This is a genomic window from Streptomyces boetiae (assembly GCF_031845405.1).
GTDB lineage: Bacteria > Actinomycetota > Actinomycetes > Streptomycetales > Streptomycetaceae > Streptomyces > Streptomyces boetiae.
Window position 1 is genome coordinate 34952 of sequence record NZ_JAVREN010000014.1, and the last position, 26582, is coordinate 61533.

Here is a 26582-nt window from a genome sequence, read left to right on the forward strand (position 1 = left end):
AGAACGCCCGGCCTGCGCGTGTGACAACGCTTGACGCGCGCCCGGCGCGGGGGGACCGTTGGACACCGTGAAAGGGGAACCCAGGTGCCCCAAGTGCGGCGGACGGGTCCGTGAGCCGGGCCTCTTCGCCGACGCCTGGGAGTGCGCCGCGCACGGCCCCGTGCACCCGCTGCAGCCGGTGCTCCCGCCCAGCGTCAACGCCCTGGCCGCGACCGTCGCGCGGACCCTGGTGCCGGTGTGGATGCCCTGGCCGCTGCCGGTGGGCTGGCTGTTCACCGGGGTCGCCTCGGCGGGCGCAGACCGCGACGGCGGCCGGGCCAGCGCCGTGGCCTGCACCGGGCCCGGCCCGCTCGGCGGGCCCGGGGAGCTGCTGCTGATCGCCGAGGAGCCGGGCGTGGGCCTCGGCTCCCGCTACGCGGGCCTGGACGGGCCCGACCCCGGGCCGCTGCTGGACCCCTCGCGGCCGGCGAAGGCGAAGGTGCTGGCGGGCGGGCGGCCCACGCCGCTGTGGCTGCTGGACGCGGCGCCCGCGGACCGGGCGGTCTTCGCGGGCGAGGCGATGGGCCTGTGGCTGTGGGCGGTGGTCTGGCCGCAGGAGTGCGGGCTGCTGCTGTACGACGACCTGGTCCTGGCCGACCTGCGGGACGCGGGCTCGGAGCTGGACCTGGTGCCGTGCGGCGCCCTGTCGCCGCGCATCCTGGCGTAGCCTGTTCGGGTGCTCATCGACCTGCACACGCATTCCACGGCCTCCGACGGCACCGACTCGCCCGAGGAGCTGGTCCGCAAGGCCGCCGCGGCCGGGCTCGACGTCGTCGCCCTGACCGATCACGACACGGTGGCGGGCCACGCGGCGGCGGCTGCCGCCCTGCCGCGGGGGCTGACCCTGGTGACCGGCGCGGAGCTGTCCTGCCGCCTCGACGGGGTGAGCCTGCACATGCTGGCCTACCTCTTCGACCCCGAGGAGCCGGCCCTGGCCGCGGAGCGCGACCTGCTGCGCGACGACCGCGTGCCGCGCGCGCGGGCCATCGTCGAGAAGCTCCAGGGCCTCGGCGTGCCGATCACCTTCGAGCGGGTGCGCGAGCTGGCCGAGGGGGCGGTGGGCCGCCCGCACATCGCCGCGGCCATGGTCGAGGCGGGCGTCGTGGAGGACGTCTCGGCGGCCTTCACCCCGGAGTGGATCGCCGACGGCGGCCGGGCCCACGTCGATAAGCACGAGCTGGACGCGTTCGAGGCGATCCGCCTCATCCACGGCGCGGGCGGGGTCGCCGTCTTCGCCCACCCGCTGGCCGAGCTGCGCGGCCGGGTCGTCCCCGACGACGCCATCGTCCGCCTGGCCGCGGCCGGCCTCGACGGCGTCGAGGTCGACCACATGGACCACGACGAGGCGGCCCGCACCCGCCTCCGTGCCCTGGCCACCGGCCTGGACCTGCTGACCACCGGCTCCAGCGATTACCACGGCACCGCCAAAACGATCGGCCTCGGCGGCAACACGACCTCCCCCGAGTCCTACGCCCGCCTCATCGCCCGCGCGACGGGCGCGAAGCCTCTGACGGCCTGACGGCCGCCCCGCCCGGCGCCGCCCCGGGCGAACGGCCAACGCCCGGCTCACCGGAAGCGGGCGACCACGACCATCCGCGCCGCGCAGGCACCCGCCGCGGACGCCCGTCCCGCGCCGCCCGTGGCCGGGGGGGCCTTCGCCGAGGCCCCGGTCGTTCCTCTCCGGCTCGGCCCGCTCCGCAGGGCACCGCGCGCCGATCTGCCGGTCGCAGGCCTGAGGACCCGCACACGGACGCCGGTCCCGTCGCTCCCAGCCGGAGCGGCATCCGGAGGCCGTGGTGTGTGGCACGTCCGTGCCGGGGCGCTCTCTCCCCCCGTGCGGACCGGTGCGACGGCCGGCGTTGGCCGGCAGCGACGCCTCGCGTCCGGCGGCGTCTTTGCCGCGCCGGGACGCGGGCGAATCCGTGGCGCGGTACCGCGCGTGGCGCGGTACCGCGCGCTCAGGCCGGGGCGGCCGTTCTCCGGCCGGCCGGCGCCGGGCGGGAGGTGGCCGTCAGCCAGAAGTCCGTGAGGGCCGCGGCCGTGGCCTCGGGCTGCTCCGCGTTCGGGGAGTGCTCGGCGTCGCGGATCACGGTGCGGCGGGCGTTGAGCCGGCGGGCCATGCGGTCCAGCAGGGGGACCGGCCAGGCGCCGTCGCGCTCGCCGGAGAGGACGTGGACCGGCAGGCCCGCCGCGGCCAGGCGCGCGACGCGGTCGGGCTCGTGGCGCAGCGTCCGGCCGGTGGCCAGCAGTTGCTGCGGCGTGTGGGCCAGCCAGCGGGTGCGCAGAAACGCCCCGATCTCGCCGGCCTCGGGGCGGGGGTTCCACATCCGCCACACCGCGGAGGGGCCCAGCACCGGCAGCGTCGCGACCAGCAGCCGCACCCGCCAGCGCTGGAACCGGGCCACGCGGGCGGGGCCCGAGGCCATCAGCGTCAGGGAGGCGAAGGGCGCCGGCAAGGTGCCCGCGGCCATCGCGCGCAGCACCGCGCCGCGCGCGATCAGGCCGCCGAGCGAGTGCCCGGTCAGGTGCACGGGGCCGCCGCCCGCCAGGGCCTCGCCCTGCGCGAGCACGTCCTCGGCCAGCGCGCCGAGCCCGTACGCGGCCCGCGAGCCGGGGCCCAGCGTCTCGTACTGCCCGCGGCCGTCCACGGCGACCGCGCGGAACCCGGCCGCCGCCAGCGGCCGGAGCAGCGCGATGAAGTCCTCCTTGCTGCCGGTGTACCCGGGCACCAGGAGAGCCGTGCCGGCGCACGGGATGCCGGGCGCGGGCCCGGCATCGAGAACGGCGAACTCGCCGCGCCGGGTGGCGAGCCGGTGGGCCCGCACCCCGGCCGGCGGGACGCAGAAGGGAGGGCGGCTCACTCCGCTTCGGGGGCGGCGGACTGGCCGCCCCGGGTGCGGCGCCGCCTGCGGCGGCGCGGGGCGCGGGACCCCTCGGCCCCGTCCGCGGCGCCGTCGGAGGATGGCCCGGCCGCTGCGGACGGCCCGTCCGGGGACGCCTGCGGCGCCTGGGACGCGCCGTCCTCGCCCGCGACGGCGAGGCCGCCCCGCGTGCGCCGCCGCTGCCGGGGCGCGCGCGCCCGCTCCGGGCGCGGCTCGCGGCTCTCGCGCGCGCCGCGCTTGCCCCGGGCGCCGGGGCCGCCGAGGTCCTCGACCTCCTCCGCGTCCAGGCCCGCGCGGGTCCGCTCGGCGCGCGGCAGCGTGCCCTTGGTGCCCTCGGGGATGTCCAGCGCCTCGAAGAGGTGCGGCGAGGTGGAGTAGGTCTCCGGCGGGTCGGGGAAGTCCAGGCCCAGCGCCTTGTTGATCAGCTGCCAGCGCGGGATGTCGTCCCAGTCGACCAGCGTGACGGCGATGCCGGTGGCCCCCGCGCGGCCGGTGCGGCCGATGCGGTGGAGGTAGGTCTTCTCGTCCTCGGGCGTCTGGTAGTTGATCACGTGCGTGACGCCGTCCACGTCGATGCCGCGGGCGGCCACGTCCGTGCAGACCAGCACGTCGACCTTGCCGTTGCGGAACGCCCGCAGCGCCTGCTCGCGCGCGCCCTGGCCCAGGTCGCCGTGCACGGCCCCCGAGGCGAAGCCGCGCCGCTCCAGCTGCTCGGCCACGTCCGCGGCGGTGCGCTTGGTGCGGCAGAAGATCATCGCCAGGCCCCGGCCGTTGGCCTGGAGGATGCGGGAGACCATCTCGGCCTTGTCCAGCGAGTGCGCCCGGAAGACGTGCTGTGTGGTGTTGGCCACCGTGGCGCCCTCGTCGTCGGGCTCGGTGGCGCGGATGTGCGTGGGCTGGCTCATGTAGCGGCGGGCGAGCCCGATCACCTGGCCGGGCATCGTCGCCGAGAACAGCATGGTCTGCCGGGTGGACGGCAGCCGCTCGATGATCTTCTCGACGTCGGGCAGGAAGCCCAGGTCGAGCATCTCGTCGGCCTCGTCCAGCACCAGGCAGCGCACGTGCGAGAGGTCGAGCTTCCGCTGGCCGGCCAGGTCGAGCAGCCGCCCGGGGGTGCCGACGACGACGTCCACGCCGCGGACCAGGGCCTCGACCTGTGGCTCGTACGCGCGTCCGCCGTAGATCGACAGGACCCGGACGTTGCGGACCTTGCCTGCGGTCAGCAGGTCGTTCGTCACCTGCTGGCACAGCTCGCGGGTGGGGACGACCACGAGGGCCTGCGGGGCGTCGGTCAGCAGCTCGGGGCCGGCGCGGCCGGCCTCGACGTCGGCGGGGACGGTGACGGCCTCCAGCAGCGGCAGGCCGAAGCCGAGCGTCTTGCCCGTGCCGGTCTTGGCCTGGCCGATGACGTCCCGGCCGTTGAGGGCGACGGGGAGGGTCATCTCCTGGATGGGGAACGGGGTGATGATGCCGACGGCCTCCAGGGCCTCGGCCGTCTCGGCCAGGATCCCGAGATCTCGGAAGGTGGTAGCGGACAGGGTGGTTGCCTCTTCTGTGTGACGCGGCGCGCGGCGGCGAGGCGGGTCTGCTCACCGAGCCGTCGTGGAACGTCCGCCCCTGCGTCGGGGCAGGCCGCCCGTCCGGCGCGGGACCCGGTCGTCTCGCTCAAGCGCACGCACCGCGCGAGCGGGTCCCTCATGCCGCGGCCCGTGCGGGGAGCACGCGCCGTGCGGAGGGCTGGTCAGGTCGGAGCCGATCGGGCCACCGACCGGGCATCCTCGGGGATCCTGGGCTCCGGTCGTCCGGGCCCAGGGGTCTCCAGCATGGGGATGGGCCCACCACCTAGAAGCGGGCCTCTATATCACTGTACCTCGGAACCGCGCACATGTGTCAGGCCGTGTTTCCGGGGGACTGTGCGCGGGTGACTGTCCGCCCGGGGCGCCCGGGCGGGGCCAGGCTATTGTTCACACGCGCCGCAGAGCCGCCCGCGAAGGAGAACCGCCAGATGGAAGCACCCACGCCCGACGAGCCGGTCACCGTCGCCGCGGCCGACTGGCCGCGCGCGTCCGCCGACCCGCGGTACCGGGCGGCCGTGGTCGACCTCCTCGGCGCGCTGGCCTACGGCGAGCTGGCGGCCTTCGAGCGGCTGGCCGAGGACGCGAAGCTGGCGCCGACGGTGACGGACAAGGCCGCCCTGGCGCGGATGGCCGCGGCCGAGTTCCACCACTTCGAGCAGCTGACCGAGCGGCTGCGGCAGATCGACGAGGACCCGGTCACGGCGATGGAGCCCTTCGCGGCGCCGCTGGAGGAGTTCCACCGGCTGACGGCGCCCTCGGACTGGCTGGAGGGCCTGGTCAAGGCGTACGTGGGCGACGCCATCGCGGCCGACTTCTACCGCGAGGTGGCCTCCCGGCTGGACACCGACACCCGCTCCCTCGTCCTGGGGGTGCTGGACGACACCGGGCATGCCTCGTTCGCCGTGGAGAAGGTGCGCTCCGCGATCGAGGCCGAGCCGCGGGTCGGCGGGCGGCTGGCGCTGTGGGCGCGGCGGCTGATGGGCGAGGCGCTGTCCCAGGCGCAGCGGGTGGTCGCGGACCGCGACGCGCTGTCCACGATGCTGGTGGGCGGCGTGGCCGACGGCTTCGACCTGGCGGAGATCGGGCGGATGTTCTCGCGGATCACCGAGGCGCACACCAAGCGGATGGCGGCGCTGGGCCTGTCGGCCTGAGCCGGGCGGCCGTTACGCTCCCCCCATGACGCACGACGCTCCGTCCGCGACCGCGCGGCACCTGATCGAGGAGGCCGCGCGCAAGTCCTCCCTGGCCTGGGTGCGCGGCCCCCAGGGGCCGGCCCGCCCGCTGTGGCACGTCTGGCACGAGGGCGCGCTGTGCCTGGTCGGCGGCCCCGGGGAGCAGCCGCTGGACGGCCTGGGGCTCGTGGACGGCTCAACGGCCACGGTGACGCTGCGCAGCAAGGACAAGGGCGGGCGGCTGGTGGTCTGGCCGGCCGCGGTGCGCGAGCCGGAGCCGGGCGGCGAGGAGTGGCGGGCGACGGCCGCGGAGCTGGCGGGCAAGCGGCTGAACGCCCCGCGGGACGCGGAGGCGCTGACCGCGCGCTGGGCCGGGGACTGCCGGGTACTGCGGCTGGTCCCCGCGGGCGAGCCGGAGGAACGCCCGGGAACGATGCCGTCCTCCCTCCAGGCGGCCCCGCCCCCACCGACCTCCGCAACCACCCGCGGCCCCCTCCCCACGGGCCTCCCGGCCCGCCGCGGCCCCGGCCGCCGGCCGGGCTGACCAGGGGGCTTCGCCGGCAGGCCCGGACAGCCTCCCGGACCCGCCGGACGCCAGGCCGGGCGTGGTCTCCCCGCCGGGCCGAATGGCCTCCCGGCCCCCGGGCGGCCGGAACGCATGCGGGCCCGAGCCGCCCGGCAAGGGCTACTCGGGCGAGATGACCTCCTCGCCGTAGTCGACGATCTGTTCCTCGTCCGGTGGGGTGAGGGGGAACTCCTCGCCCCAGGCGTTCAGCGTCACCGTGCCGGCGTCGCCGCCGCGCTCCAGGCGCAGCGGGTAGGGCTCGCCGATCAGCGCGACCTCCATGGCACCGCCGGTGCCCTCGTCGCCCTCGACGCGGATGGTCCGCACGCCCTCCCGCTCGCCCCGGTCCCCGGCCTCCAGCTCGCCCTGGAGCGAGAGCAGCCCGTCCAGCAGCGTGTTCTTGTCCGTGAAGCCGCTGAACTCCGCGTACGCCGGGTCCTCGGGCGGGACCCGGACGTAGCGGCCCTCCAGCGTCTCGGCCGGGTCGGTCTCCAGCTCCTCGGGCAGCTCCGCGGCCTCCCAGAACGCCGCGTCGGCCCGGATGTACAGCTCCTCGCCGATCCGCAGCAGCTCGAAGGTGGTGCCCTCCGCGGAGACCTGCCCCGCCGCGCCCTCGGTGCCGAGGCGGACGTCGAGCTCGTAGGTGACCCCCTGGGTGAGCACGGTCCCGGAGAGCCGGACGGTCTCGGCGGAGGCGGCGGCCCGCCGCGCGCGTTCCGCGATCTCCTCGGGCGGCAGCTCGCCGACGCCGTTGGTGCCCTCGTCGGGGTCCTCGGGGGAGGAGCAGGCGGCCGAGGTCAGGGCCAGCAGCCCGGCGCAGGCCAGGCTGGCCGCGGCCCTGCGCCACCGGGACCGGCGTACGCGGGTGGCGGGGGCGGTTCGGATCACGACGCAGCAGCGTACCGGCTGCCCCGCGGGCCCCGTGACGGGCCGGTCCCCCGCCGCACCGGCCGCGCCGTACCATCGGGGGCATGGCTACCGATACTCCCACCGCCCCGGGCGCGGCCGGCACCGTCCCCACCGAGGAGGCCGTGCGCGCGGCCCTCGCGCGGGTGAACGACCCGGAGATCCACCGGCCCATCACCGACCTCGGCATGGTGAAGTCCGTGGAGATCGCCCCGGACGGCTCCGTGGCGGTCGCCGTGTACCTGACCGTCCAGGGCTGTCCCATGCGGGAGACGATCACCTCGAACGTCGCGGAGGCGGTGCGCGGCGTGGCCGGTGTGACCGGGGTGCGGGTCGAGCTCGACGTGATGAGCGACGAGCAGCGGCGGGAGCTGGCGACCACGCTGCGGGGCGGGCAGGCCGAGCGGGAGGTGCCGTTCGCCAAGCCGGGCTCCCTGACGCGGGTGTACGCGGTGGCCTCCGGCAAGGGCGGCGTCGGCAAGTCCTCGGTCACGGTCAACCTGGCCGCGGCGATGGCGGCCGACGGCCTGAAGGTGGGCGTCGTGGACGCCGACATCTACGGCCACTCGGTGCCGCGGATGCTCGGCGCGGACGGCAGCCCCACCCAGGTGGAGAACATGATCATGCCGCCGTCCGCGCACGGCGTGAAGGTGATCTCGATCGGGATGTTCACGCCGGGCAACGCGCCCGTGGTCTGGCGCGGCCCGATGCTGCACCGCGCGCTCCAGCAGTTCCTGGCGGACGTGTACTGGGGCGACCTGGACGTGCTGCTGCTCGACCTGCCCCCGGGCACCGGCGACATCGCCATCTCGGTCGCGCAGCTCGTGCCGGGAGCGGAGATCCTGGTGGTCACCACCCCGCAGCAGGCCGCGGCCGAGGTCGCGGAGCGCGCCGGGGCCATCGCGGTCCAGACGCACCAGAAGGTCGTCGGCGTGGTGGAGAACATGGCCGGCCTGCCCTGCCCGCACTGCGGCGAGATGGTGGACGTCTTCGGCAGCGGCGGCGGCCGGCAGGTCGCCGAGGGGCTGACCCGGACGACGGGCGCCGAGGTGCCGCTGCTGGGCTCGATCCCCATCGACGTGCGGCTGCGGGAGGGCGGCGACGGCGGGAAGCCGGTCGTTCTCTCCGACCCGGACTCCCCGGCGGGCGCGGCGCTGCGCTCGATCGCGTCCTCGCTGGGAGTCCGGCAGCGCGGCCTGGCGGGCCTCTCCCTCGGCCTGACGCCGCGCAACAAGTTCTGACGGCCCCGCCCGGGGCCCGCCCCTGCCCGTCCGGGCAGGGGCCCCAGGGCGAGCGCCCTAGGCGTAGCTCTCGATGTCCTTGACCACGGCGAAGCCAAGGCCGTAGGCGCTCATCCCGCGCCCGTACACGCCGATGTGCACGTCCCGGTGCGTGGAGCCGGCCAGCACCCAGCCGTACTCGGACTCCCGGTAGTGGAAGTCGGTGGGCACGCCGTCCACCGGCAGCGAGAGCCCGGTCCAGCTCCCGCCGTCCAGGTCGTCGGCCAGCTCCCAGGCGATGGCGGTCTGCTGCTCCAGCCAGTCCTGCCGCAGCGCGCGCTCCATCTGGGTCGGCCAGGTGCAGGACAGCAGGCCGGACCCGGCCAGCCAGGCGGCGGAGGAGACGGATGTGGCCTCCAGCACGCCGGTGCCGTCGGGGCTGCGGCGCACCGGCCGGCTGGCGACCGTCACCACCACGGCGAATCGCTGCTCCTCCTCGCCCAGCTCTCCCCGCAGCGACGGCTCGTCGCCGTGCCCCGTGGAGCCGTGCTCCACCGCGCCGTCGGCGGCCACGCCGACCTGCATCAGCCAGCGCGGGCCGGTGAACGCGTCGTCCAGCCCGTACCAGGGGAAGCCGGCCATCAGGTAGCCCTCGACCGCGCGGCGCGCGCCCGGCACGCCCTGGCCCTGCTGCTGCGGCGCTGCCTGCCCCCCGGACGCGTCCTGCGGCTCCGCCCGACTCGTCGTCTCCATGTAACGCGACGCCTCCTCATTGGCCTCGAGATTGGCCTCGTCCTGGGCACACCCCGGACATAGGGAGGATAGCCACACTGGTTGGACGGGCGGGCGGGGCGGGAGACCGGTCGCCGTCAGGTGCCCCCGAAGGGGCCGCATCCACTCAGGTGGCGTCGGAGTCGTAGGGCGCCGGGTCCTTGGGGGCGGAGGGGCCGGCGGTGCCCTTGTCCAGCCGGACGGCTCCCCCGGCCGCGGGACGGGGGACGCCGGTGCCGTTCCTGCGGGCCGGGCGGCCGTTCGCCGCGTCCGTGGCCTCGGAGAGGTCCTGGCGCACGTCCAGGCCGCTCGTCAGCTCCTTCAGCTCCTTGAGGCCGTACTCGTCCTTGTCGTTGAGCAGGTGCTTGCGGGCGAAGGTGCGGGGGTTGAGGTCCTCGAAGTCGAAGTCCTGGAAGTCGGGGCCCAGCTCGCTGCGGATGTCCCGCTTGGCGTTGTCGGAGAACTCGCGGATCTTGCGCAGGAACGCCGCGGCGTCCTGGATCATCTTCGGCAGCTTCTCCGGCCCGAACACGAGGATGGCGAGGATCACCAGGACCAGGAACTCAAGGGACCCTATATCGAAGAACACCTGGCAGCTCCCTCACGCATGCGGTAGACGGCCACGGTACCCCGCCGGGGGCGGCCCGCGGGAGACGATGCGGGCCACCGCGGGGTGAACGTCCGGCCACGCGCCCGCCGCCGTCCGCGCGCCGGGGGCCGCTCCGGGCCGCGTGCGGAGGCGGCCGGCTCAGTCACCCGAGGACTCGCCCAGGGTGACCGGCAGGGACAGCTCCTGGCCGCCGCGCTGGACGGTCAGGGTCAGCTCGTCGCCGGGGCGGCGGCTTCGGATGCGGACGATCAGCTCGTCGCCGCTGCGCACCCGGTCGCCGTCCACGGCCGTGATGATGTCGCCCTCGCGCACGCCCGCCCGCTCGGCCGGGCCGCCGGGGACCACGGCGGGCTGGCCGTTGGAGCTGCCGATGCGGGCGCCGTCGCCGAGGTACCCGGTGTCGAGGGTGACGCCGATGACGGGGTGGGTGGCGCGGCCGGTGTTGATCAGCTGCTCGGCGACGTCGCGGGCCTGGTTGACCGGGATGGCGAAGCCGAGGCCGACGCTGCCGGCCTGCCCGGCGTCCAGGCCGCCGCTGTCGGCGGTGCGGATGGCGCTGTTGACGCCGATGACCCGGCCGCCGATGTCGACCAGCGGGCCGCCGGAGTTGCCCGGGTTGATCGGGGCGTCGGTCTGGAGGGCGTTGACGTAGCTGACGTCGGAGCCGTCGGCCTCCTCGCCGCCCGCCGTGATGGGGCGCTCGGTGGCCGAGATGATGCCGGAGGTGACCGTGCCGGCCAGGTCGAAGGGAGCGCCGATGGCGACCACCGGGTCGCCCACCCGCACGGCGTCGGAGTTCCCCAGGGTCAGCGGGCTCAGCCCGGAGACGCCGGAGACCCGCACGACCGCGAGGTCGTAGCCGCTGTCCTGGCCGACGACCTCGGCCTGGGCGGTGTCCCCGCTGCTGAAGGTGACCTCTATCACGCCGGCGGCCCCCGCCGGGCGGACCACGTGGGCGTTGGTGAGGATGTGGCCCTGGTCGTCGAGGACGAAGCCGGTGCCGGTGCCAGAGGAGCCGCCGCCCGAGACGTGCAGGGTGACCACGCCGGGCAGCACGGCGTCCGCGATCCCGGCGATGCTGCCGTCGGCGGGCGGGCCCTCCGAGCCGCCGGCCTGCGGGAGCCGCACCTCGCTGAAGGCGCCCTCGCGCTCCAGGTAGACGCCGAGGACGCCGCCGAGGACCCCGGCCAGCAGCGCGATCGCGGCGGCGCCGGCCACCAGCCGGGCGAACGGCGGGCGTCCCTCGCGGGGGGACGGCGGCGCGCCGGGGCCGGGCGGGGGCGGGGCGCCGGTCGTCCCCGAGGTGGCCCAAGGGTCGTACCGCACGGGCTCGGCGCCCTCGGGCGGCGGCGGCAGGTCCGCGGGCACGGGCTGCGGGGGCGGCACGTGGGTGCCGGCCGGCGGGGTGGGCGTGGGGCGCTGCACCGGCGGCGCCGGGGCCCAGGGGCCGGGCTGGCCGTACGGCGGGGTGCTGTACGGGTCCTCGCGGTCCGCCTCCCGGCCCGGAAGGCCGTTCCCCTTGTCCATGGCAGCTTTCCCCATCGTCTTCACGCCGTGCTTACCCGGAACTGAATTGAACCAGGTCAGTCGGCGGAAATCAGCGGGGGCTCACGGCGGGCAGCACCGACGGCTCCGCCGCGGGACCCACCGCCGGGTCGGGCGCGGACACCAGCTCGAACCGGGCCCCCAGCAGGGGAAGCAGCTGACCGCCGTGGCCGACCGGCCCGCTGGGCGCGCTGAGGGCGGCAAACCCGGCGGCCTGCGCGGAGTACACCAGCGGGAGGCGGTCCTCGGCCTCGGCCTCCGAACGCCCGCCCGCCGGGCGGCCCGTGCTCGCCGGGGTGACCCCGGCGCCCGCGGCCACGGAGCTGAGCGCTCCCTGGGCCCCGCCGGGCGCCTGGCCCGCCCCGGCACCCGCGCCGCTCACGGCGCCGCCGATGGCGAAGGCCGCCAGCGAGACCGCGCCCGCGGCGGCGAAGGCCAGCCGGTGGCCCCGGTGCGCCCGGAGGGCGCCCGGCTCGTGGATCCGGAAGCCCCGGCCGCCGGTCAGCGGCGGCGGGCCCAGCAGCGCCTCGCGGCGCCTGCCGCCGAGGACGAGCTGGAGGCCGGGCGAGGCGCGGGGCGTCTCGCGCGCGGGCGGGTCGCCGCCGCGGTCGCCGCGCGGGTCGCGGGGCTCGCGGGCGGAGGGCTCGGCCCGGCCTTCGGCCGGAAGGCTCTGCAGACGCGCGAGAAGCCCGTCCGGAGGGGCGGGCAGGGGGCTGGCGGCGAAGGCGCTCTTCAGCTCGCGCTGGGCGTCGGCCTCCGCCTTGCAGCTGGGGCAGGTGGCGAGGTGGGCGAGGACGCGGTCCCTGCTGTCATGGGACAGCTCGCCGTCCACGAGGGCGGCCAGGCTCTCGCCGAGGTGGTGGTCGGCCTGGCCCGGCTCGGCGGCACTGGTCACTCCCTGCCGCCTTCCTCCGCGGCCCCGCCGGCGGGGACGGCCACGAGGCCGGGGCTCTCCGGCGCGGCGGCCCGGGCCCGGGGCGAGCGGTGCAGCAGCGCCTTGCGCAGGTGGGAACGCCCGCGGTGGATGCGGCTGCGGACGGTGCCGAGCTTCACGCCCAGGGTGGCGGCGATCTCCTCGTAGCTCAGGCCCTCGATGTCGCACAGGACCACGGCGGCGCGGAAGTCGGGGGCCAGGGTGTCCAGCGCCTGCTGCACGTCCGCGTCGAAGTGGGTGTCGTTGAAGTGCTGCTGGGGGGTGGGCTCGCGGCTGGGCAGCCGGTCGGCGGCGTCCTCGGCCAGGGCGTCGAACCGGATGCGCTGCCTGCGGCGCACCGAGTCGAGGAAGAGGTTGGTCGTGATGCGGTGGAGCCAGCCCTCGAAGGTGCCGGGGGTGTACGTGGACAGCGACCGGAAGACCCGGACGAAGACCTCCTGGGTGAGGTCCTCGGCGTCGTGCTGGTTGCCCGTGAGGCGGTAGGCCAGGCGGTAGACGCGCGCGCTGTGCGTGCTGACGATCTCCTCCCAGCTGGGCGCGGCCCAGGCGGAGCCCTCGGCGGTGTCGTTGAACGTGGCGACAGTCGCGGCAGGGGCAGAGGTGGAAGCGGGAGTCTCGTCGGTGGTGGCACGCGCCTGGTGGGCGCCGGCGTCCAAGTGCTCGGTCACGGAATTCGGCCCGCCGGAGGACCGGAGGAGCCGCTTCAGCACCCCCCGGCCGGTGGACGTGGCCGCACCTCCCCTGTCGGCTCTGGTGGTGTCCAGTCGGGTCCCTACCATAGCCACCTCGCCCGTTAGCTCCGGATAAGCATTCCTGACGCTCCCGAAACGGCGCACCTGTCGCTGCGGGCGCCGCCCGTGGGATTCAACGTCCCATCCCGGCGCCCTGTTCCCCGGCGGAGTCGATACCCTCAAAGCGCGTGACAGACGGGGACAGGAGAGGGCGATTACCGGCAACCGGCTGACGAGCTGGGCGTTCGCCGAGGCGTACGGCGCACCGGACGCCGAGAGCGCCGAGGGGGCGGCGCTCCGCTGGGCCCGCGAGCGGGCCGCCGACGCCGGGGTGCGCCCGGTCTCTCCGGGGACGGGAGACGCCCTGCGCCTGCTGGCCGCCGTGGCGGGGGCCAGGGCGGTGGTGGAGATCGGCACCGGCACGGGGGTCTCGGGCATCCACCTGCTGTCGGGCATGCGGCCGGACGGCGTGCTGACGACCGTGGACGTGGAGCCGGAGCGGCTGCAGTTCGCGCGGCAGGCGTTCCGGATCGCGGGGTTCGCGGGAAACCGGGCCCGGCTCATCCCCGGCCACGCGCTGGACGTGCTGCCGCGGCTGGCCGACGGGGGCTATGACCTGGTGTTCTGCGACGGCGACCGGCTGGAGTGCCTGGAGTATCTCGCAGAATCGTTGCGGCTTCTGAGGCCCGGCGGGCTGATCTGCTTCGCGGGCGTGTTCGCCGGCGGGCGGACGGTGGACTCGGCGGCACAGCCTACCGAGGTGCGGCGGCTGCGCGAGCTGCTGCGGGCCGTCCGGGAGAGCAAGGACCTGGTGCCCGCGCTGCTGCCCGCGGGCGACGGGCTGCTCTGCGCGGCCCGCGCCTAGGACGGGCGGGCCGGGGCGGCGGCCCCGCGCGGGGGGCGGAACGCGAGCGGCGCCGCCCCGGGGCGCGTCCGGGGCGGCGCCGGTGTGTCGGCGCGGGGAGCGGCGGCTCAGCCGGTCACCTTCTTCAGCTCCTCGTCGAGCGCGACCGCTTCGTCCGGGGTGAGCTCGACGACGAGTCGGCCACCGCCCTCAAGCGGAACGCGCATGATGATGCCCCGCCCCTCCTTGGTCACCTCAAGCGGACCATCGCCCGTCCGCGGCTTCATGGCCGCCATGCTCGTTCCCCTTCCTGAACCAGCCCGTCGAAGCCGGCGGCGCACCCGGCACCACCGGGGGCACCGGCCTCGAACACATTGCTTCAGGTCATTATCCCGCATGGAACGTGCCGATGACCAACATTGGGCGGTATCCCTTCGGCAACGCACACGCGCAAAACCACTCAATCCGCCGATCGGTGCGGAGATAGCGCCCCGCCGCGTAACCGACCGTCCCGCCGGCGTCACGGGGAATCGCGGCCCTCCCGGAACAGCGGGGAAGGCCCGGATCTCGCGCGGGGAAGGCGCGCGGAAGGAGACCTCAAGGGAAGCGGAAGGAGGCCGCGAGGGAACGCAAGGGAACGCAAGGGAAGGGGAAGGCGCGCGGAAGCGGGAGAGGGGAAGGCGGCCGGAAGTGAGCCGGAAGGCCGCGGAATTCCCCGCCCGCCCTCAGCCCGCTCAGCCCTCGTCCGCCGGGGGCGGGATCTCGCGCGGCGGGAGCGGCGGGCGCCCCGGCCCGGGCGGCCCCCCGGCCGCCAGCCCCGCGCCGGCCCCGGCGAGCGCGGTCTCCAGCTCGGTGATGCGGGCGTCCCGCTCGGCCAGCTCGGCGGCCAGCCGGTCCAGCACGTCGTCCACCTCGGCCATCCGGTACCCCCGCGGGGCGACGGGCAGCCGCACCCGGACCACGTCGGCGGGGCCGACCGGGCGGTCGGCGGGCAGCGGGTCGGCCAGCCGGTCCGGCTCCGCGTCGGCCATGCCCCCGGCGGCCGGCCCTCCCGAGCCGTCCCCGCTGCCGAGCACGGCCAGCGTGACCGCGGCGATCACCACCACCATCGCCGCCATCAGAAACCAGAACACCACGCCTCCCCTGGGCCCTCCGCCCGGTCCTCCGCCGGGCCACGTCCACCTCCCGATGGTCGCACGCCGCACTGACAGCGCCCGCGCGCCGCACGCCGGGCCGGAGGTGTGCGCACCCCCGTGCCGGGCGCCGCCCCGGCCGGGGCGGTCAGTAGGCTTCGCCGAATGGGACTGGCTGAGCGGCACAGGAGCCACACGAGCGGGGAGCGCGGCGTCCGGCAGGGCCCGCTGCGCCTGGGGACCCGGGAGTTCGGCCCCGACGAGCCGGTGATCATGGCCATCGTCAACCGCACGCCCGACTCGTTCTACGACCGCGGCGCGACCTTCGCCGAGGACGCGGCGCTGGCCCGGGTCGAGCGGGCGGTGGCCGAGGGTGCGCAGATCATCGACGTCGGCGGGGTGAAGGCCGGCCCCGGCGCGGAGGTGGACGCGGCCGAGGAGATCCGCCGCACGGCCGGCTTCGTCGCCGAGGTGCGCCGTCGCTTCCCCTCCGTGGTGATCAGCGTGGACACCTGGCGGCACGAGGTCGGGGAGGCGGCCTGCGCGGCCGGGGCCGACCTGCTGAACGACGCCTGGGGCGGGGCCGACCCACGGCTGGCCGAGGTGGCGGCCCGGCACGGGGTGGGCCTGGTGTGCACCCACGCGGGCGGCGCGCGCCCCCGCACCCGCCCGCACCGGGTGGCGTACGAGGACGTGATGGCGGACGTTCTGCGCGTGACCACGGGCCTGGCCGAGCGGGCCGTGGGGCTGGGCGTGCGCCGGGACGCGGTGCTGATCGACCCGGGGCACGACTTCGGGAAGTCCACCCGGCACTCGCTGGAGACCACGCGACGGCTGGACGAGATGGCGGCGACGGGCTGGCCGGTGCTGGTCTCGCTGTCCAACAAGGACTTCGTCGGCGAGACGCTGGACCTGCCGGTCCGGGAGCGGCTGCTGGGAACGCTGGCCACGACCGCCGTCTCGGCCTGGCTGGGCGCGCGTGTCTACCGGGTCCACGAGGTGGCCGAGACCCGGCAGGTGCTCGACATGGTCGCCTCCATCGCCGGCCGCCGCCCCCCGGCCGTGGCCCGCCGCGGCCTGGCCTGACGCGGCCCGGCCGGGCGCGGGCAGAGCGCCGTCAGGGCTTGGTGACCAGGGCGATGGCCTCCTCCGGGTCGTCCGTGACGTGGAACAGGTCGCTGTCCACCGGCGCCGCCTTGCCCTCCGCGACCACCGTGTCCCGCAGCCAGTCCACCAGCCCGCCCCAGTACGCGGAGCCGACCAGCACGATGGGGAAGCGGGTCACCTTCTTCGTCTGCACCAGCGTGAGCGCCTCGAACAGCTCGTCCAGCGTGCCGAAGCCCCCCGGCAGCACCAGGAAGCCCTGCGCGTACTTGACGAACATCGTCTTCCGCACGAAGAAGTAGCGGAAGTTGATCCCTATGTCGACGTATTCGTTCAGCCCCTGCTCGAAGGGCAGCTCGATGCCCAGGCCCACCGAGACGCCGCCCGACTCGCTCGCGCCGCGGTTGGCCGCCTCCATCGCGCCGGGCCCGCCGCCGGTGATCACGGCGAACCCCGCCTCCGCCAGCCCGCGCCCGATGCGCCGGCTCAGCTCGTACTCCGGCGCGCCGGGCCGGGTCCGGGCGGAGCCGAAGACGCAGACGGCTGGCCCCAGTTCGGCGAGCGCGCCGAAGCCCTCCACGAATTCCGACTGGATGCGCAGCACCCGCCAGGGGTCCCCGTGCACCCAGTCCGAGGGCCCGCGGGTGTCCAGGAGCCGCTGGTCGGCGGTGCCCGGCGTCACCTGCTCGCGCCGGCGCACCACCGGGCCCAGGCGCTGCTCGCGCCGCTGCTCGCCCGCCCCCGGCGGGTCGCTGTCGCCGCTCATGCCCTGCTCCTCACTCCGCCTCCTGATACGTCCTGGTGCAGCCTACGGCCGGGCCGCGGCGGGCGGCGCGGTCAGCCAGGCCCGCAGCCGCTCCTCGCAGCGCAGCACGTCCGCCACGCTCACCCGCTCGTCCGCCTTGTGGGCCAGGTTCGGGTCGCCGGGGCCGTAGTTCACGGCCGGAACGCCCAGCGCGCTGAAGCGGGCCACGTCCGTCCAGCCGTACTTGGCGCGCGGCTCGCCGCCGACCGCCGCGATGAACGCCCGCGCCGCCGGGTGGGACAGGCCGGGCAGCGCGGCCGGCGAGTGGTCGTCCACGACGAACTCCGCGACCCCGCAGTCCGCGAAGACCTCCCGCACGTGGGCGACGGCCGCGGCCTCGTCCCGGTCGGGCGCGTAGCGGTAGTTGACGGTCACGGCGCAGGCGTCGGGGATGACGTTCCCGGCCACGCCCCCCTCGATCCGCACCGCGTTCAGGCCCTCGCGGTACTCCAGGCCGTCGACCACGGGCCGGCGCGGGCGGTACGCGGCGAGCCGGGCCAGCACCGGGGCGGCGGCGTGGATGGCGTTCTCCCCGGTCCACGAGCGCGCCGAGTGGGCCCGGCGGCCCGGCAGCCGCAGCAGCATCCGCAGGGTGCCCTGGCAGCCGCCCTCCACCTCGCCGCCCGAGGGCTCGAGGAGGACGGCGAAGTCCCCGGCCAGCCAGTCGGGGTGACGCGCGGCCAGCCGGCCCAGGCCGTTGAGGTGGGCGGCGACCTCCTCGTTGTCGTAGAAGACGAACGTCAGGTCGCGGTTCGGCTCGGGAACGGTGGCCGCCACCCGCAGCTGGACCGCGACGCCCGACTTCATGTCGCAGGTGCCGCAGCCCCACAGCACCCCGTCCGCGTCCAGCCGGGAGGGCAGGTTCTCCGCCACCGGCACGGTGTCCAGGTGCCCGGCGAGCACCACCCGCTCGGGGCGGCCCAGGAAGGTGCGGGCGACGACGTTGTTCCCGAGGCGGTCCACGCGCAGCCAGGGCAGCTCCCGCAGGGCGGCCTCCACGGCGTCGGCCAGCGGGCCCTCCGCGCCGCTGACGGAGGGGATGTCCACGAGCCGGGCGGTGAGGGCGGCGGCGTCGGGGCCGAGGCGGAGCGCGGGCGGGGCGGAGGTTTCCATGGGCCTCACCGTAGCCGCGGGCCCCTTCCCTCGCGGGTCCGGTGCCCCGCCCCACCCGTTACTCTCTTCGCGTGCCCGAGCCGACGACGCCGACGACACCGACGCCGACGAACGACAGGCGGCCCCGCCGCGCGCTGCGCCGCGCCCTGGCCACGTTCGTCGTGCTCGCCACGCTCGCGATGCTCGGGGCGGGCGCCTGGTTCGTGATGCAGGTGCTGCGGTTCCTGCCCGAGGAGCGCCCGGACCCGCCCCGCTGCGCGGTGGCCGCGCGGGACGGCGGGGAGGCGGCGTACACGCTCCAGCCGCAGCAGGCGGCGAACGCGGCGACCATCGAGGCCGTGGCCTCCGCCCGCGGCCTGCCGGAGCGCGCGGTGACGATCGCCCTGGCCACGGCGATCCAGGAGTCCACGCTGCGCAACCTCGGGTACGGCGACCGGGATTCCCTGGGCCTCTTCCAGCAGCGGCCCTCGATGGGCTGGGGCACGGCCGAGCAGGTCACCGACCCGGTGTACGCCGCCGGGGCGTTCTACGACGGGCTGGTCGAGGTCCCCCGCTGGGAGACGATGCCGCTGACCGAGGCCGCGCAGGCCGTCCAGCGCAGCGCCTACCCCGACGAGTACGCCGGGCACGAGGAGGAGGCCGCGCTGCTGGCCGCCGCCCTGACCGGCCGCGCCGGGGCCACGCTGACCTGCTCCTGGGACGAGGAGGCCGCGCCCGTGGCGGACCCGGCGCCCGAGGGCGACGCGGGAACGGTGGAGGCGGAGCTGGCGCGGCAGTTCGGCGCCGACGTCGGTGCCGTCACGGACGGCGAGTTCCTGAGCGTGCCGCTGGAGGAGGCGGACGCGGCCCGGACGGCGCGCGGCTGGGAGCTGGCGCACTGGGCGATGGCGCACGCGGCGGAGCTGGGCATCGAGCGGATCACCCTCGGGGACCGGCTCTGGGAGGCGGAGCGCTCGCAGGAGGGGTGGCAGCGGATGTCCGAGGAGAACGTGGCGAGTTCGGAGCCGGGGCTGCGCCTGTCGGTATTCCCCGCCGCCTCCTGAGCGCCGCCTCCCGCGCCCGCGCGGCGTAACCCGTCCGGCCCCACGGCGACCGGCACACCCGTGCGGCAATTCGCCCCCCGGGTGACGGGAAGGGAAGCCGGAAAAACGCGGAAAACACGGAAAACGCGGCCGGAAACGCTTTCCCCGGCGCCGGAGAACGCCTTTCCGTTTCCCGGTCGCGCACGCCCCGGGCGCCGCGAAATCCGGCCGCATTACCAATCCTTTACCCGGGGCAGCCGCAACCTCCCCGCGCTCCGGAGCGATAGGCACAGCGTCCGAACCGACGAAGGCTAAGGAGCATCATGTCTCACCCCCTCAAGCGCCGCATGGCCCGGGCCGCCCTGCTGCTCGCGGCCGGCGCCGCGCCCGTGATCGCGGCGGCCGGCCAGGCGAGCGCCGATTCCCACGGCGCCCGGCCGAGCGGCCTGGCGGCGCTGGAGGGCGACGGGGTCGCCGAGGTCCTGGAGGGCTCCGTCGGGGTCGCCAACGAGCTGGCCGCGGAGGCGGGCGGCGACCTCGGCAAGGCCGTGATGCCGGTCGCGGGCCCCGTCGTGGAGGAGGCCGGCTCCGGCGCCGCGCGGACCACGGGCAACCTGGTCGGCGGCGTCTCCCGCACGGTCGCGGAGAACGGCCCCTCCCCCGAGGCGCTGGTGGACTCGCTGCCCTCCATGGACCGGCAGCTCAACAACCTCAGCCTCTGACCCGGGCCGCGCGCCGCGGCGGGCGCCCCGGGACGCCGCTCACGCTCCCGGGGCGCCGCTCAGGCCGCCAGCCGGCGGACCGCCGCCGCGATCCGCTCGTCGGTGGCCGTCAGCGCCACCCGCACGAACTCCTCGCCCCCGGGCCCGTAGAACTCCCCCGGCGCCACGAGGATCCCCTGCTTGCTCAGCCCGCCGACCGTCTCCCAGCACGGCTCGCCCCGGGTGGCCCACAGGTACAGCGAGGCCTCGCTGTGCCGCAGGCTGAACCCCTGCCCGAGCAGGGCCTCCCGCAGGACCGCCCGCCGGGCCGCGTACCGCTCGCGCTGCTCCTCCGCGTGGGCGTCGTCCTCCAGCGCCGCCACCATCGCCGCCTGCACCGGCGCCGGCAGCATGAACCCCGCGTGCTTGCGCACCGCGAGCAGCTCGCCCAGCACCGCCGCGTCCCCGGCGAGGAAGGCCGCCCGGTACCCGGCGAGGTTGGACCGCTTGGAGAGGGAGTGCACCGCGACCAGGCCCTCGGCCGAGCCCCCGCACACCTCCGGGTGCAGCACCGAGACCGGCTCCGCCTCCCAGCCCAGCTCCAGGTAGCACTCGTCGCTGACCACCAGCACGCCGCGCTCCCGCGCCCACGCCACCACGGCCCGCAGCTCGGGCACGCCGAGCACCCGCCCGGTGGGGTTGGACGGGGAGTTCAGCCACAGCAGCCGCAGCCCCGGGACGTTCTCCAGACCCGTCGGCTCGGGGCCCCCGGGGCCCGTGCGGTAGGGCACCGGCTCGGCCCCGGCCAGCAGCGCGCCGACCTCGTAGGTGGGGTAGGCCGGGACCGGGTACGCCACCTTCTCGCCCGGCCCGATGCCGAGCTGGGCCGGCAGCCCGGCGACCAGCTCCTTGGAGCCGATCACCGGCAGGACGTTGGCGTGGTCCAGGCCGCGGGCGCCCGTGCGGCGCCCGCACCAGCCGAGGATCGCCTCGCGCAGCCGGGGCGTTCCCCACACCGTGGGGTAGCCGGGGCTGTCCGCCGCAGCCGCCAGCGCGCGGCGCACGGGCTCGGGCACCGGGTCGACGGGGGTGCCGACCGACAGGTCGACGATCCCGTCCGGGTGCCCGGCCGCGGCGGACTTGTACGGCTCCAGACGGTCCCAGGGGAAGACCGGCAGGCGGGCCGAGACGGCGACGCGCGTCACTCGTCGTGGCTCTGCGGGGGCAGCGCCGCGATCAGGGGGTGGTCGCGCTCGATCAGGCCCAGCTTGCTGGCCCCGCCCGGCGAGCCCAGCTCGTCGAAGAACTCGACGTTGGCCTTGTAGTAGTCCTTCCACTCCTCGGGGGTGTCGTCCTCGTAGAAGATCGCCTCCACCGGGCACACAGGCTCGCAAGCACCGCAGTCCACGCACTCGTCGGGGTGGATGTAGAGGGCGCGCTGGCCCTCGTAGATGCAGTCGACAGGGCACTCCTCGATGCAGGCCTTGTCCTTCAGGTCGACGCAAGGCTCCGCGATGACGTAGGTCACGCTGTCTGTCCTCCTCGATGGGGGCGGTCGGTCCGCCATTGGGGCGCGCGGGAGCGCGGGGTCGGCGATGCTCAGCCCTAGTATCGCCGCTGCGGGCCACTGGGCGAACAAGAGGGGGCTGATCGAACCGTGCAGTTCTCCACGGGCGGACATCTCGTCGTGCGGATCACGCCGGACGACGTGGGCAAGCGGGTCTCGGTCAGGACGCTGGCCGGCCCGGGCGAGCACCCGGCGCGGTTCACGGACACCGTGGGCCTGCTCAGTTCCTGGAACGGCGGGGTGCTGGTGGTCCTGCGGCGCGACGGGCGGGTGGCGCGGCTCTCGGAGTCCGGCCTGGTCGCGGGGAAGGTCGTGCCGCCGGGGCCCGCCGCGGGCGTTGCCGAACTCACCGCCGCCGGGGCGCGGTCCTGGCCCGCCCCCGAGGCCGAGCGGATCGGCGGCTGGCTGGCGCGGGCCGCCGGGGGCTGGACCCGGCGGGCCAACTCCGCGCTGCCCGTGGGCCGCGACCTGCCCGACCTGGAGCGGATCGCCGCCTGGTACGCCGCCCGCGGCCTGCCCGCGCTGCTGCACGTCGTGGAGGGCTCGGCGGCGGAACGCGAGGCGGCGGCGCGCGGCTGGGCGCCCGAGGCACACGCCGTGGTGCAGGTGGCGCCGCTCGCGCCCCTGGCCGGGCTCGGGGCCGAGGGGCCGGCCGCGGAGGTGCGGCTGCTGCGCGAGCCGGACGGGGAGTGGCTGCGCGGCTGGCCGCGGGCCGGCGAGGCCCCGGAGGCCGCGCGGAAGGTGCTGGCCGGGGGGCCGGCGACGCTGTTCGCGCTCGTCCCGGGCGGGGAGGGCGCGCCCGCGGCGGTGGGCCGGTGCGTGGTGGACGGCAGGTTCGCGGGCCTGAGCGCGATGCGGGTGGACCCGGGGCGGCGGCGCGAGGGCCTGGGCACGGCGGTGCTCGCCGCGCTGGCCCGGGCGGCGCTGGCCGAGGGCGCCGAGACCGCGCACCTCCAGGTGGAAGCGGACAACGACCCCGCCCGGGCCCTGTACGCCTCCCTCGGCTTCGCGGCCCACCACCGCTACCACTACCGGGTGGCCCCTGGGGCGGGCGGCTGAACGGCGGCGCGCGCCGGGAGCGTTCGTCGGTCAACGCCCCCGGCGCGGGCCGGTGTCCTTCCGCCCCTCGGGGCTACGGCCCGACCGCGCTGTCGACCACGGCCTCGCGGCGGCCCACGCCGCCGTCCACGGTCGCGGTCTCGCGCAGGGCCTCGATCATCGCGGCGGCGGCGTGCTCGGGCTGCATGGGGACCTGCCCGGCGCCGCCGTCGATCACCACGCCGTCGAACGCCCCGCCGTAGGCCGCCGCCAGGCCCTCCAGGTCCATCACCGGCTGGAGGGTGCCGCTCTCGCTCGGCACCATCGTCAGCAGCCGGCTCAGGGTGTCCGGGCTGAACGGCACCTCGGCGTTGCCCGCAACCAGCCAGAGGAAGCCGGACATGGCGGGCTCTCCGAACTCCATGAGCGCGCGCTCCACCTCGTCGGCGCCGATCAACGGCTCCTGGGTGGTCATGGGGAGTTCGACGGCCGGGTTGCGGCCGGTGGCGGCGCGGTCGCGGAAGGCGCGCTCCACCGCGTCGGCCGCGGCCTCGATGTCCACGGCGGTGCCGGGCTCCCCGAGCCGCCCGATGGCCTGGCCGCTCTCGAAGACCACGGTGCCGTCCACGGGCCCGGCCGCCCCGGCCTCGCCCCCGGCCACGTCGCGCAGGGCCACGGTCAGCTTCTCGCGGTCCACCGCGAAGACGGCCTCCTCGGTGCGCTCGGCGCCGAAGAGGGAGCCGATCACGGCCACGGGGTTGTAGTCCTGGCCGGAGGAGGCGCGCACGGTGGCCTCGGTGTCCACGGACAGCCCGGCCACGTCCGGGGCGAGCTGCACCTCGCGGTCGCCGAGGATCAGCGTCAGCGGGTCGTTGTTCGCCCGCTCCAGCGCGGTATCCAGGCGGCTGCGGGCGTCCTGCGAGCTGAGGCCGCCGATGTCCACGCCCAGGACGGTCGTTCCCTTGGGAACGTCCTCGGGGCTGAGGAAGAGGCCGGCACCGTAGGCGACGACGGCCACGCCCACGACGCAGACGGCGAGGAGGCGCAGGCGCCGGGAGGAGCGGCGGGGGGCGGCCTTGGGCGCGGGGGCGGGCCGTTTCTCCTCCTCGGCCGGGGCCGCCTGTTCTGCCTTCTCCGCCTCCTCGGCCGCCCGCTCGGCCTCGTGCCGCCCGACCACGGCGGGCGGGCGCGGGCCGGGCGGGGGAACGGCCGGGCCCGTCGCCTCGGTGGCCTTGGGGAGCGCGCCGGTGTCGGGGCCCTCGTCGGGGGCGGACTCGGCGGCGGCCACCCGGGGCAGGGCGCCGGTGGTGAACGGGTCGGTGAGCGCCGCCATCGGCCCGGTGCCGGTCAGCTCGGGCGGGGGCGCGGGCGGGAAGGGCCCGCCGAGGTCCATGGTGGCCGCGGCCGGGTCCTCGGGAAGGTCGGCCAGGCGCGGGCCGCCGGCCAGGCCGGCGAGGGAGGCGCGGCCGGGCGCGGGCGCGGGGGCGCTGCCCCAGCCGGCCTCGGGGGAGCTGTCCGCGCCCCGGCCGCCGGGCATCTCGCCGGTGGCCGGCCCGGTGGTGGGCCCCACCGGCCTTGGCGGCAGCGCCCCCTCCCCGACGGGCCCGGGCCACGGCGCGGGCACGCCCGGCACGGGCGTGCCGAAGGCCGGGCTCCCGCTCGCGGGGGTGTCCCCGAACCCGGGAACGACCGTCGCGGACGCGCCCCCTGCGGCGTCGCCCGCCCGTCCACCGGCTCCGCGACCGGCTCCGCCGGGACCGTCGAACGCCGACGTGTCACCGGCTGCGCGACCGGCTCCGCCGGAACCGTCGAAGGCGGGCGTCCCGGAGGCGGGAGTACCGGCGGCTCCGCCGAAGGCGGCTGCGCCCGAACCGCCGGAGGCGGACGCGCCGAAGGACGACGTGTCCCCGAACCTGGAACCGTCGAAGGCGGGCGTCCCCGAAGGGGGCGTGCCGCCGGCTCCGCCGGGACCGCGGAAGGCGGGGGTACCGGACGCGGGCGTGCCATCGAAGCCCAGGCCACCGGACCCGGGCCGGCCGGAACCGCCGGAGGACGGATCGAAACCCGAGGTGTCCGCGAAGCCGGAACCGCCGAAGGCCGGAGTCCCCGAAGGGGGTGTGCCCCCGGCTCCGCCGGTAGCGCCCAAGGCAGGCGTGCCCGACGCGGGCGTGCCATCGAAGCCCAGGCCACCGGACCCGGGCCGGCCGGAACCGCCGAAGGCGGGCGTACCGCCGGCTCCGCCGGAGGCGGCTGCGCCGGGACTGCCCGAGGACGGACCGAAGGGCGACGTGTCCCCGTACCCGGCACCGCCGAAGGCCGGGGTTCCCGAAGGAGGGGTGCTCCCGGCTCCGCCGGGACCGCCGAAGGCCGACGTGTCCCCGAAACCGGGGCGGCCCGAGGCCGGGGTCCCCGAAGGGGGCGTGCCGCCGGGGCCGTGCGCCGGGGTCCCCGAGGGGGGCGTGCCGTCGAAGGGGGCCGGGCGGGGGAGGCCGTCGGGGCGGGGGGCGGGGCGTTTGCGGGGTTCGAACCAGGAGCTGGAGCGCTTCTCCTCGCCGCCGTCCGCCGCGTCGCCGCCCTCCGTCGCTCCCCCGGGCCGCTCCGGGACCGCCACGGGAGCGGGGGCCGCGGGGGCGGCCGGCTCGCCGCTGACCGTCTCGCGCACGACGATGGGCGGAATGGGCCGGGAGCCCGGGATGGTGATCCGGGCGCGGGTCGTCAGCGTGGTCTCGGTCTTCTCCTCGGCTCGCGGCGCTCGCGGGAGGGCGGCGTCCCCCTCGCTGCGCTGCGGCTCCCGCCGGCCGGGCGCTCCGGGCGGCGGATTGTCAGTGTCACGACTCAAGGCAGGGTCTCCCGTTGGCTTACCGGCTTCTCCCGCAGGCGGACCGGGACCGGGCGGTTGGGCCCACCATACTGGGGCGCGGAGGCCGCCACGTCCCGACCACGAGATCGCCACATGGCCGACGCGCACAGGCCGCCGCGGGGACGTTCCCGCGTGTGCCAAGGGCGTTGACCGGCCCCCGCCGGAACGCCGCGAGGGCGACCCCTCAGGCCCCCGCGCCGGACCGGGGCCGCGACTCGGGCAGGGCGAACATCGGCCGTTCCGTGGGCGCCAGCGTCCCGCAGGCCACCGCGATCGCCATGCCCCCCAGCAGGAACAGGTAACTGCTCGCCCCCGCCGCGAAGATGAAGTCGCCCTGCGGCCGGGTCACCGTCAGGGCCAGCACGGCGACGGACCAGCCGCCGGCGGGAGCGGCGGCGCCCACGCGGGTGCGCGTCAGCAGCGCACCACCCCAGAAGAGCCCCCCCGCGCCCCCCAGCGCGAGCAGCAGCCCGAGCGGGAACCACCCGCCCTGCACCAGCGATCCCGCCACCCCGGCCAGGACGCCGAGCAGCCCGAGCCCCACGTACGCCACGAACCTCATCGCGCCTCCTCCGCGAGCCCGGCCAGGACGTCCCGCGCGCCCTGCGGCACCGGCTCGCCCTCGCCCAGCAGGTAGTACTCGGTCTCCCACAGCGGCTGCGCCAGCCCGTTGGACAGCGCGAAGGCGTCCCCGGCGACGGTGAGCTGGGTGGCGTGCGCGGCCATCGCCGCCGCCTTGGCCGCCACCTCGGCCGCGCCGCCGGGAACGGCCAGGGCCACGTCCCCGTCGGGCACCAGTCCCGGCAGGTCCCCGGGCCCGGCGACGGCGGGGAACGGCCCGGTCCCGGCGGCGCGCAGGGCCGCGAGCCGGGACTCGGCTCCGGCGCGGGGCAGGCAGTTCCACAGCACGCGGCGCACACGGTGGCGGGGGGTGGCGAGGGCCACGGCCCGCATGGCCGCGCGGTGGGCCTGGACGTGGTCGGGGTGCCCGTACCCGCCGTCGGGGGTGTAGGTGATCAGGACCGCGGGGCGCGCCTCGGCGATCACCTCGGCCAGCGCGGCGGCGGCCTCCTCGGGGTCGGCGCGGCAGAAGGCGTCGGGGTGGTCGTTGGAGGGCAGCCCGCGCATCCCGGAGTCGCGCCAGCGGCCGGTCCCGCCCAGGTAGCGGTGGTCGGTGACGCCCAGCGCGCGCAGGGCCGCGGCCAGCTCCCGCGCGCGGTGCGGCCCGAGCGCGTCGTCCCGGCCGGCGGCGAGGTGCGCGAGGGCGGGCGGGATGACCTCGCCCTCCTCGCCGAGCGTGCAGGTGACCAGCGTCACGCGCACGCCCGCGCGCACGCACGCCGCCATCGTCACGCCGTTTCCGATCGACTCGTCGTCGGGGTGCGCGTGCACCAGCAGCACGCCCGGGGGTGCGGGACTCATGGGGCCGAGCCTAGAGCGTGG

26 protein-coding genes and 1 pseudogene are annotated in these 26582 nt (G+C 76.6%); 10 read left to right on the plus strand and 17 right to left on the minus strand.

Annotated features, from left to right (window positions below):
* Positions 1-67 precede the first annotated feature (67 nt).
* Positions 68-706 carry a DUF6758 family protein gene (locus RM780_RS12030; RefSeq protein WP_311630642.1) on the plus strand — a complete coding sequence of 213 codons (639 nt, stop codon included), beginning with the start codon at positions 68-70 and terminating at the stop codon, positions 704-706.
* 9 nt (positions 707-715) lie between these two features.
* Complete coding sequence (locus RM780_RS12035) at positions 716-1558, plus strand: PHP domain-containing protein (protein ID WP_311630643.1); 843 nt, start codon at positions 716-718, stop codon at positions 1556-1558.
* A 439-nt stretch (positions 1559-1997) separates the two neighbouring features.
* Here RM780_RS12035 and RM780_RS12040 read toward each other — a convergent pair whose 3' ends face one another.
* On the minus strand, positions 1998-2900 hold the full coding sequence (locus RM780_RS12040) for an alpha/beta fold hydrolase (protein ID WP_311630644.1): 903 nt from the start codon (positions 2898-2900) through the stop codon (positions 1998-2000).
* Positions 2897-4697 (minus strand): annotated as a pseudogene (locus tag RM780_RS12045) (DEAD/DEAH box helicase). Before RM780_RS12045 ends, RM780_RS12040 begins: the two are co-directional and overlap by 4 nt.
* Before the next feature lie 229 nt (positions 4698-4926).
* On the opposite strand from RM780_RS12045, the gene RM780_RS12050 reads away from it, so the two are divergent.
* Together RM780_RS12050 and RM780_RS12055 are read left to right on the plus strand one after the other, a co-directional pair.
* Positions 4927-5649 carry a ferritin-like fold-containing protein gene (locus tag RM780_RS12050; protein WP_311630645.1) on the plus strand — a complete coding sequence of 241 codons (723 nt, stop codon included), beginning with the start codon at positions 4927-4929 and terminating at the stop codon, positions 5647-5649.
* 25 nt (positions 5650-5674) lie between these two features.
* Positions 5675-6214 carry a hypothetical protein gene (locus RM780_RS12055; protein WP_311630646.1) on the plus strand — a complete coding sequence of 180 codons (540 nt, stop codon included), beginning with the start codon at positions 5675-5677 and terminating at the stop codon, positions 6212-6214.
* A 141-nt stretch (positions 6215-6355) separates the two neighbouring features.
* Here RM780_RS12055 and RM780_RS12060 read toward each other — a convergent pair whose 3' ends face one another.
* On the minus strand, positions 6356-7123 hold the full coding sequence (locus RM780_RS12060) for a hypothetical protein (protein WP_311630647.1): 768 nt from the start codon (positions 7121-7123) through the stop codon (positions 6356-6358).
* 83 nt (positions 7124-7206) lie between these two features.
* Between RM780_RS12060 and RM780_RS12065 the strand changes: the two genes are divergently transcribed.
* A complete protein-coding gene (locus RM780_RS12065; protein ID WP_311630648.1) occupies positions 7207-8382 on the plus strand; it encodes an Mrp/NBP35 family ATP-binding protein in 1176 nt (391 codons plus the stop codon).
* A 57-nt stretch (positions 8383-8439) separates the two neighbouring features.
* Here RM780_RS12065 and RM780_RS12070 read toward each other — a convergent pair whose 3' ends face one another.
* The 5 genes from RM780_RS12070 to sigE form a co-directional block, all read right to left on the minus strand.
* Positions 8440-9114, minus strand: coding sequence for a hypothetical protein (locus tag RM780_RS12070; RefSeq protein ID WP_311630649.1), 675 nt, complete (start codon positions 9112-9114; stop codon positions 8440-8442).
* A 145-nt stretch (positions 9115-9259) separates the two neighbouring features.
* Positions 9260-9721 (minus strand): sec-independent translocase, encoded by a 462-nt coding sequence (locus RM780_RS12075; RefSeq protein ID WP_311630650.1) that lies wholly within the window; start codon positions 9719-9721, stop codon positions 9260-9262.
* Between the two features lie 159 nt (positions 9722-9880).
* On the minus strand, positions 9881-11293 hold the full coding sequence (locus RM780_RS12080) for a S1C family serine protease (protein WP_394812942.1): 1413 nt from the start codon (positions 11291-11293) through the stop codon (positions 9881-9883).
* A gap of 46 nt (positions 11294-11339) precedes the next feature.
* The gene (locus RM780_RS12085; protein WP_311630652.1) at positions 11340-12182 is read right to left on the minus strand and encodes an anti-sigma factor family protein; all 843 of its coding nucleotides are present in this window, start codon (positions 12180-12182) and stop codon (positions 11340-11342) included.
* Positions 12179-13000 (minus strand): RNA polymerase sigma factor SigE, encoded by an 822-nt coding sequence (gene sigE, locus RM780_RS12090; RefSeq protein WP_311630653.1) that lies wholly within the window; start codon positions 12998-13000, stop codon positions 12179-12181. The genes RM780_RS12085 and sigE overlap by 4 nt, the downstream gene beginning before the upstream one ends.
* A 166-nt stretch (positions 13001-13166) precedes the next feature.
* Here sigE and RM780_RS12095 point away from each other — a divergent pair, with 166 nt between their 5' ends.
* A complete protein-coding gene (locus RM780_RS12095; protein ID WP_311630712.1) occupies positions 13167-13817 on the plus strand; it encodes an O-methyltransferase in 651 nt (216 codons plus the stop codon).
* Between the two features lie 107 nt (positions 13818-13924).
* On the opposite strand, the gene RM780_RS12100 is transcribed toward RM780_RS12095, so the two are convergent.
* Both RM780_RS12100 and RM780_RS12105 read right to left on the minus strand, forming a co-directional pair.
* The gene (locus RM780_RS12100) at positions 13925-14092 is read right to left on the minus strand and encodes a DUF3117 domain-containing protein (RefSeq protein WP_019434894.1); all 168 of its coding nucleotides are present in this window, start codon (positions 14090-14092) and stop codon (positions 13925-13927) included.
* A 438-nt stretch (positions 14093-14530) separates the two neighbouring features.
* Positions 14531-14929 carry a DivIVA domain-containing protein gene (locus tag RM780_RS12105; protein ID WP_311630655.1) on the minus strand — a complete coding sequence of 133 codons (399 nt, stop codon included), beginning with the start codon at positions 14927-14929 and terminating at the stop codon, positions 14531-14533.
* 273 nt (positions 14930-15202) lie between these two features.
* Between RM780_RS12105 and folP the strand changes: the two genes are divergently transcribed.
* A complete protein-coding gene (gene folP, locus RM780_RS12110) occupies positions 15203-16015 on the plus strand; it encodes a dihydropteroate synthase (protein WP_311630713.1) in 813 nt (270 codons plus the stop codon).
* Positions 16016-16046: 31 nt separating this feature from the next.
* Here folP and RM780_RS12115 read toward each other — a convergent pair whose 3' ends face one another.
* Both RM780_RS12115 and dapE read right to left on the minus strand, forming a co-directional pair.
* Positions 16047-16799, minus strand: a complete 753-nt coding sequence (locus RM780_RS12115; protein ID WP_311630656.1) for an LOG family protein — start codon at positions 16797-16799, stop codon at positions 16047-16049.
* A gap of 42 nt (positions 16800-16841) precedes the next feature.
* Positions 16842-17951 carry a succinyl-diaminopimelate desuccinylase gene (dapE, locus tag RM780_RS12120; RefSeq protein WP_311630657.1) on the minus strand — a complete coding sequence of 370 codons (1110 nt, stop codon included), beginning with the start codon at positions 17949-17951 and terminating at the stop codon, positions 16842-16844.
* Positions 17952-18022: 71 nt separating this feature from the next.
* On the opposite strand from dapE, the gene RM780_RS12125 reads away from it, so the two are divergent.
* Both RM780_RS12125 and RM780_RS12130 read left to right on the plus strand, forming a co-directional pair.
* Positions 18023-18994 carry a hypothetical protein gene (locus tag RM780_RS12125; protein WP_311630658.1) on the plus strand — a complete coding sequence of 324 codons (972 nt, stop codon included), beginning with the start codon at positions 18023-18025 and terminating at the stop codon, positions 18992-18994.
* A gap of 302 nt (positions 18995-19296) precedes the next feature.
* Complete coding sequence (locus RM780_RS12130) at positions 19297-19695, plus strand: ATP-binding protein (protein WP_311630659.1); 399 nt, start codon at positions 19297-19299, stop codon at positions 19693-19695.
* Positions 19696-19754: 59 nt separating this feature from the next.
* Here the strand turns inward: RM780_RS12130 and dapC are convergent, their stop codons facing one another.
* Together dapC and fdxA are read right to left on the minus strand one after the other, a co-directional pair.
* A complete protein-coding gene (dapC, locus tag RM780_RS12135; protein ID WP_311630660.1) occupies positions 19755-20879 on the minus strand; it encodes a succinyldiaminopimelate transaminase in 1125 nt (374 codons plus the stop codon).
* Positions 20876-21202, minus strand: coding sequence for a ferredoxin (gene fdxA / locus RM780_RS12140; protein ID WP_120697453.1), 327 nt, complete (start codon positions 21200-21202; stop codon positions 20876-20878). Before fdxA ends, dapC begins: the two co-directional genes overlap by 4 nt.
* A gap of 129 nt (positions 21203-21331) precedes the next feature.
* Here fdxA and RM780_RS12145 point away from each other — a divergent pair, with 129 nt between their 5' ends.
* Positions 21332-22300 (plus strand): GNAT family N-acetyltransferase, encoded by a 969-nt coding sequence (locus RM780_RS12145; RefSeq protein ID WP_311630661.1) that lies wholly within the window; start codon positions 21332-21334, stop codon positions 22298-22300.
* A 73-nt stretch (positions 22301-22373) separates the two neighbouring features.
* Here RM780_RS12145 and RM780_RS12150 read toward each other — a convergent pair whose 3' ends face one another.
* The 3 genes from RM780_RS12150 to mshB form a co-directional block, all read right to left on the minus strand.
* On the minus strand, positions 22374-23849 hold the full coding sequence (locus tag RM780_RS12150) for a hypothetical protein (RefSeq protein ID WP_311630662.1): 1476 nt from the start codon (positions 23847-23849) through the stop codon (positions 22374-22376).
* A gap of 1474 nt (positions 23850-25323) precedes the next feature.
* Positions 25324-25701, minus strand: coding sequence for a DUF6113 family protein (locus RM780_RS12155; protein ID WP_311630663.1), 378 nt, complete (start codon positions 25699-25701; stop codon positions 25324-25326).
* The gene (mshB, locus tag RM780_RS12160) at positions 25698-26561 is read right to left on the minus strand and encodes an N-acetyl-1-D-myo-inositol-2-amino-2-deoxy-alpha-D-glucopyranoside deacetylase (protein WP_311630664.1); all 864 of its coding nucleotides are present in this window, start codon (positions 26559-26561) and stop codon (positions 25698-25700) included. Before mshB ends, RM780_RS12155 begins: the two co-directional genes overlap by 4 nt.
* Positions 26562-26582: the final 21 nt, after the last annotated feature.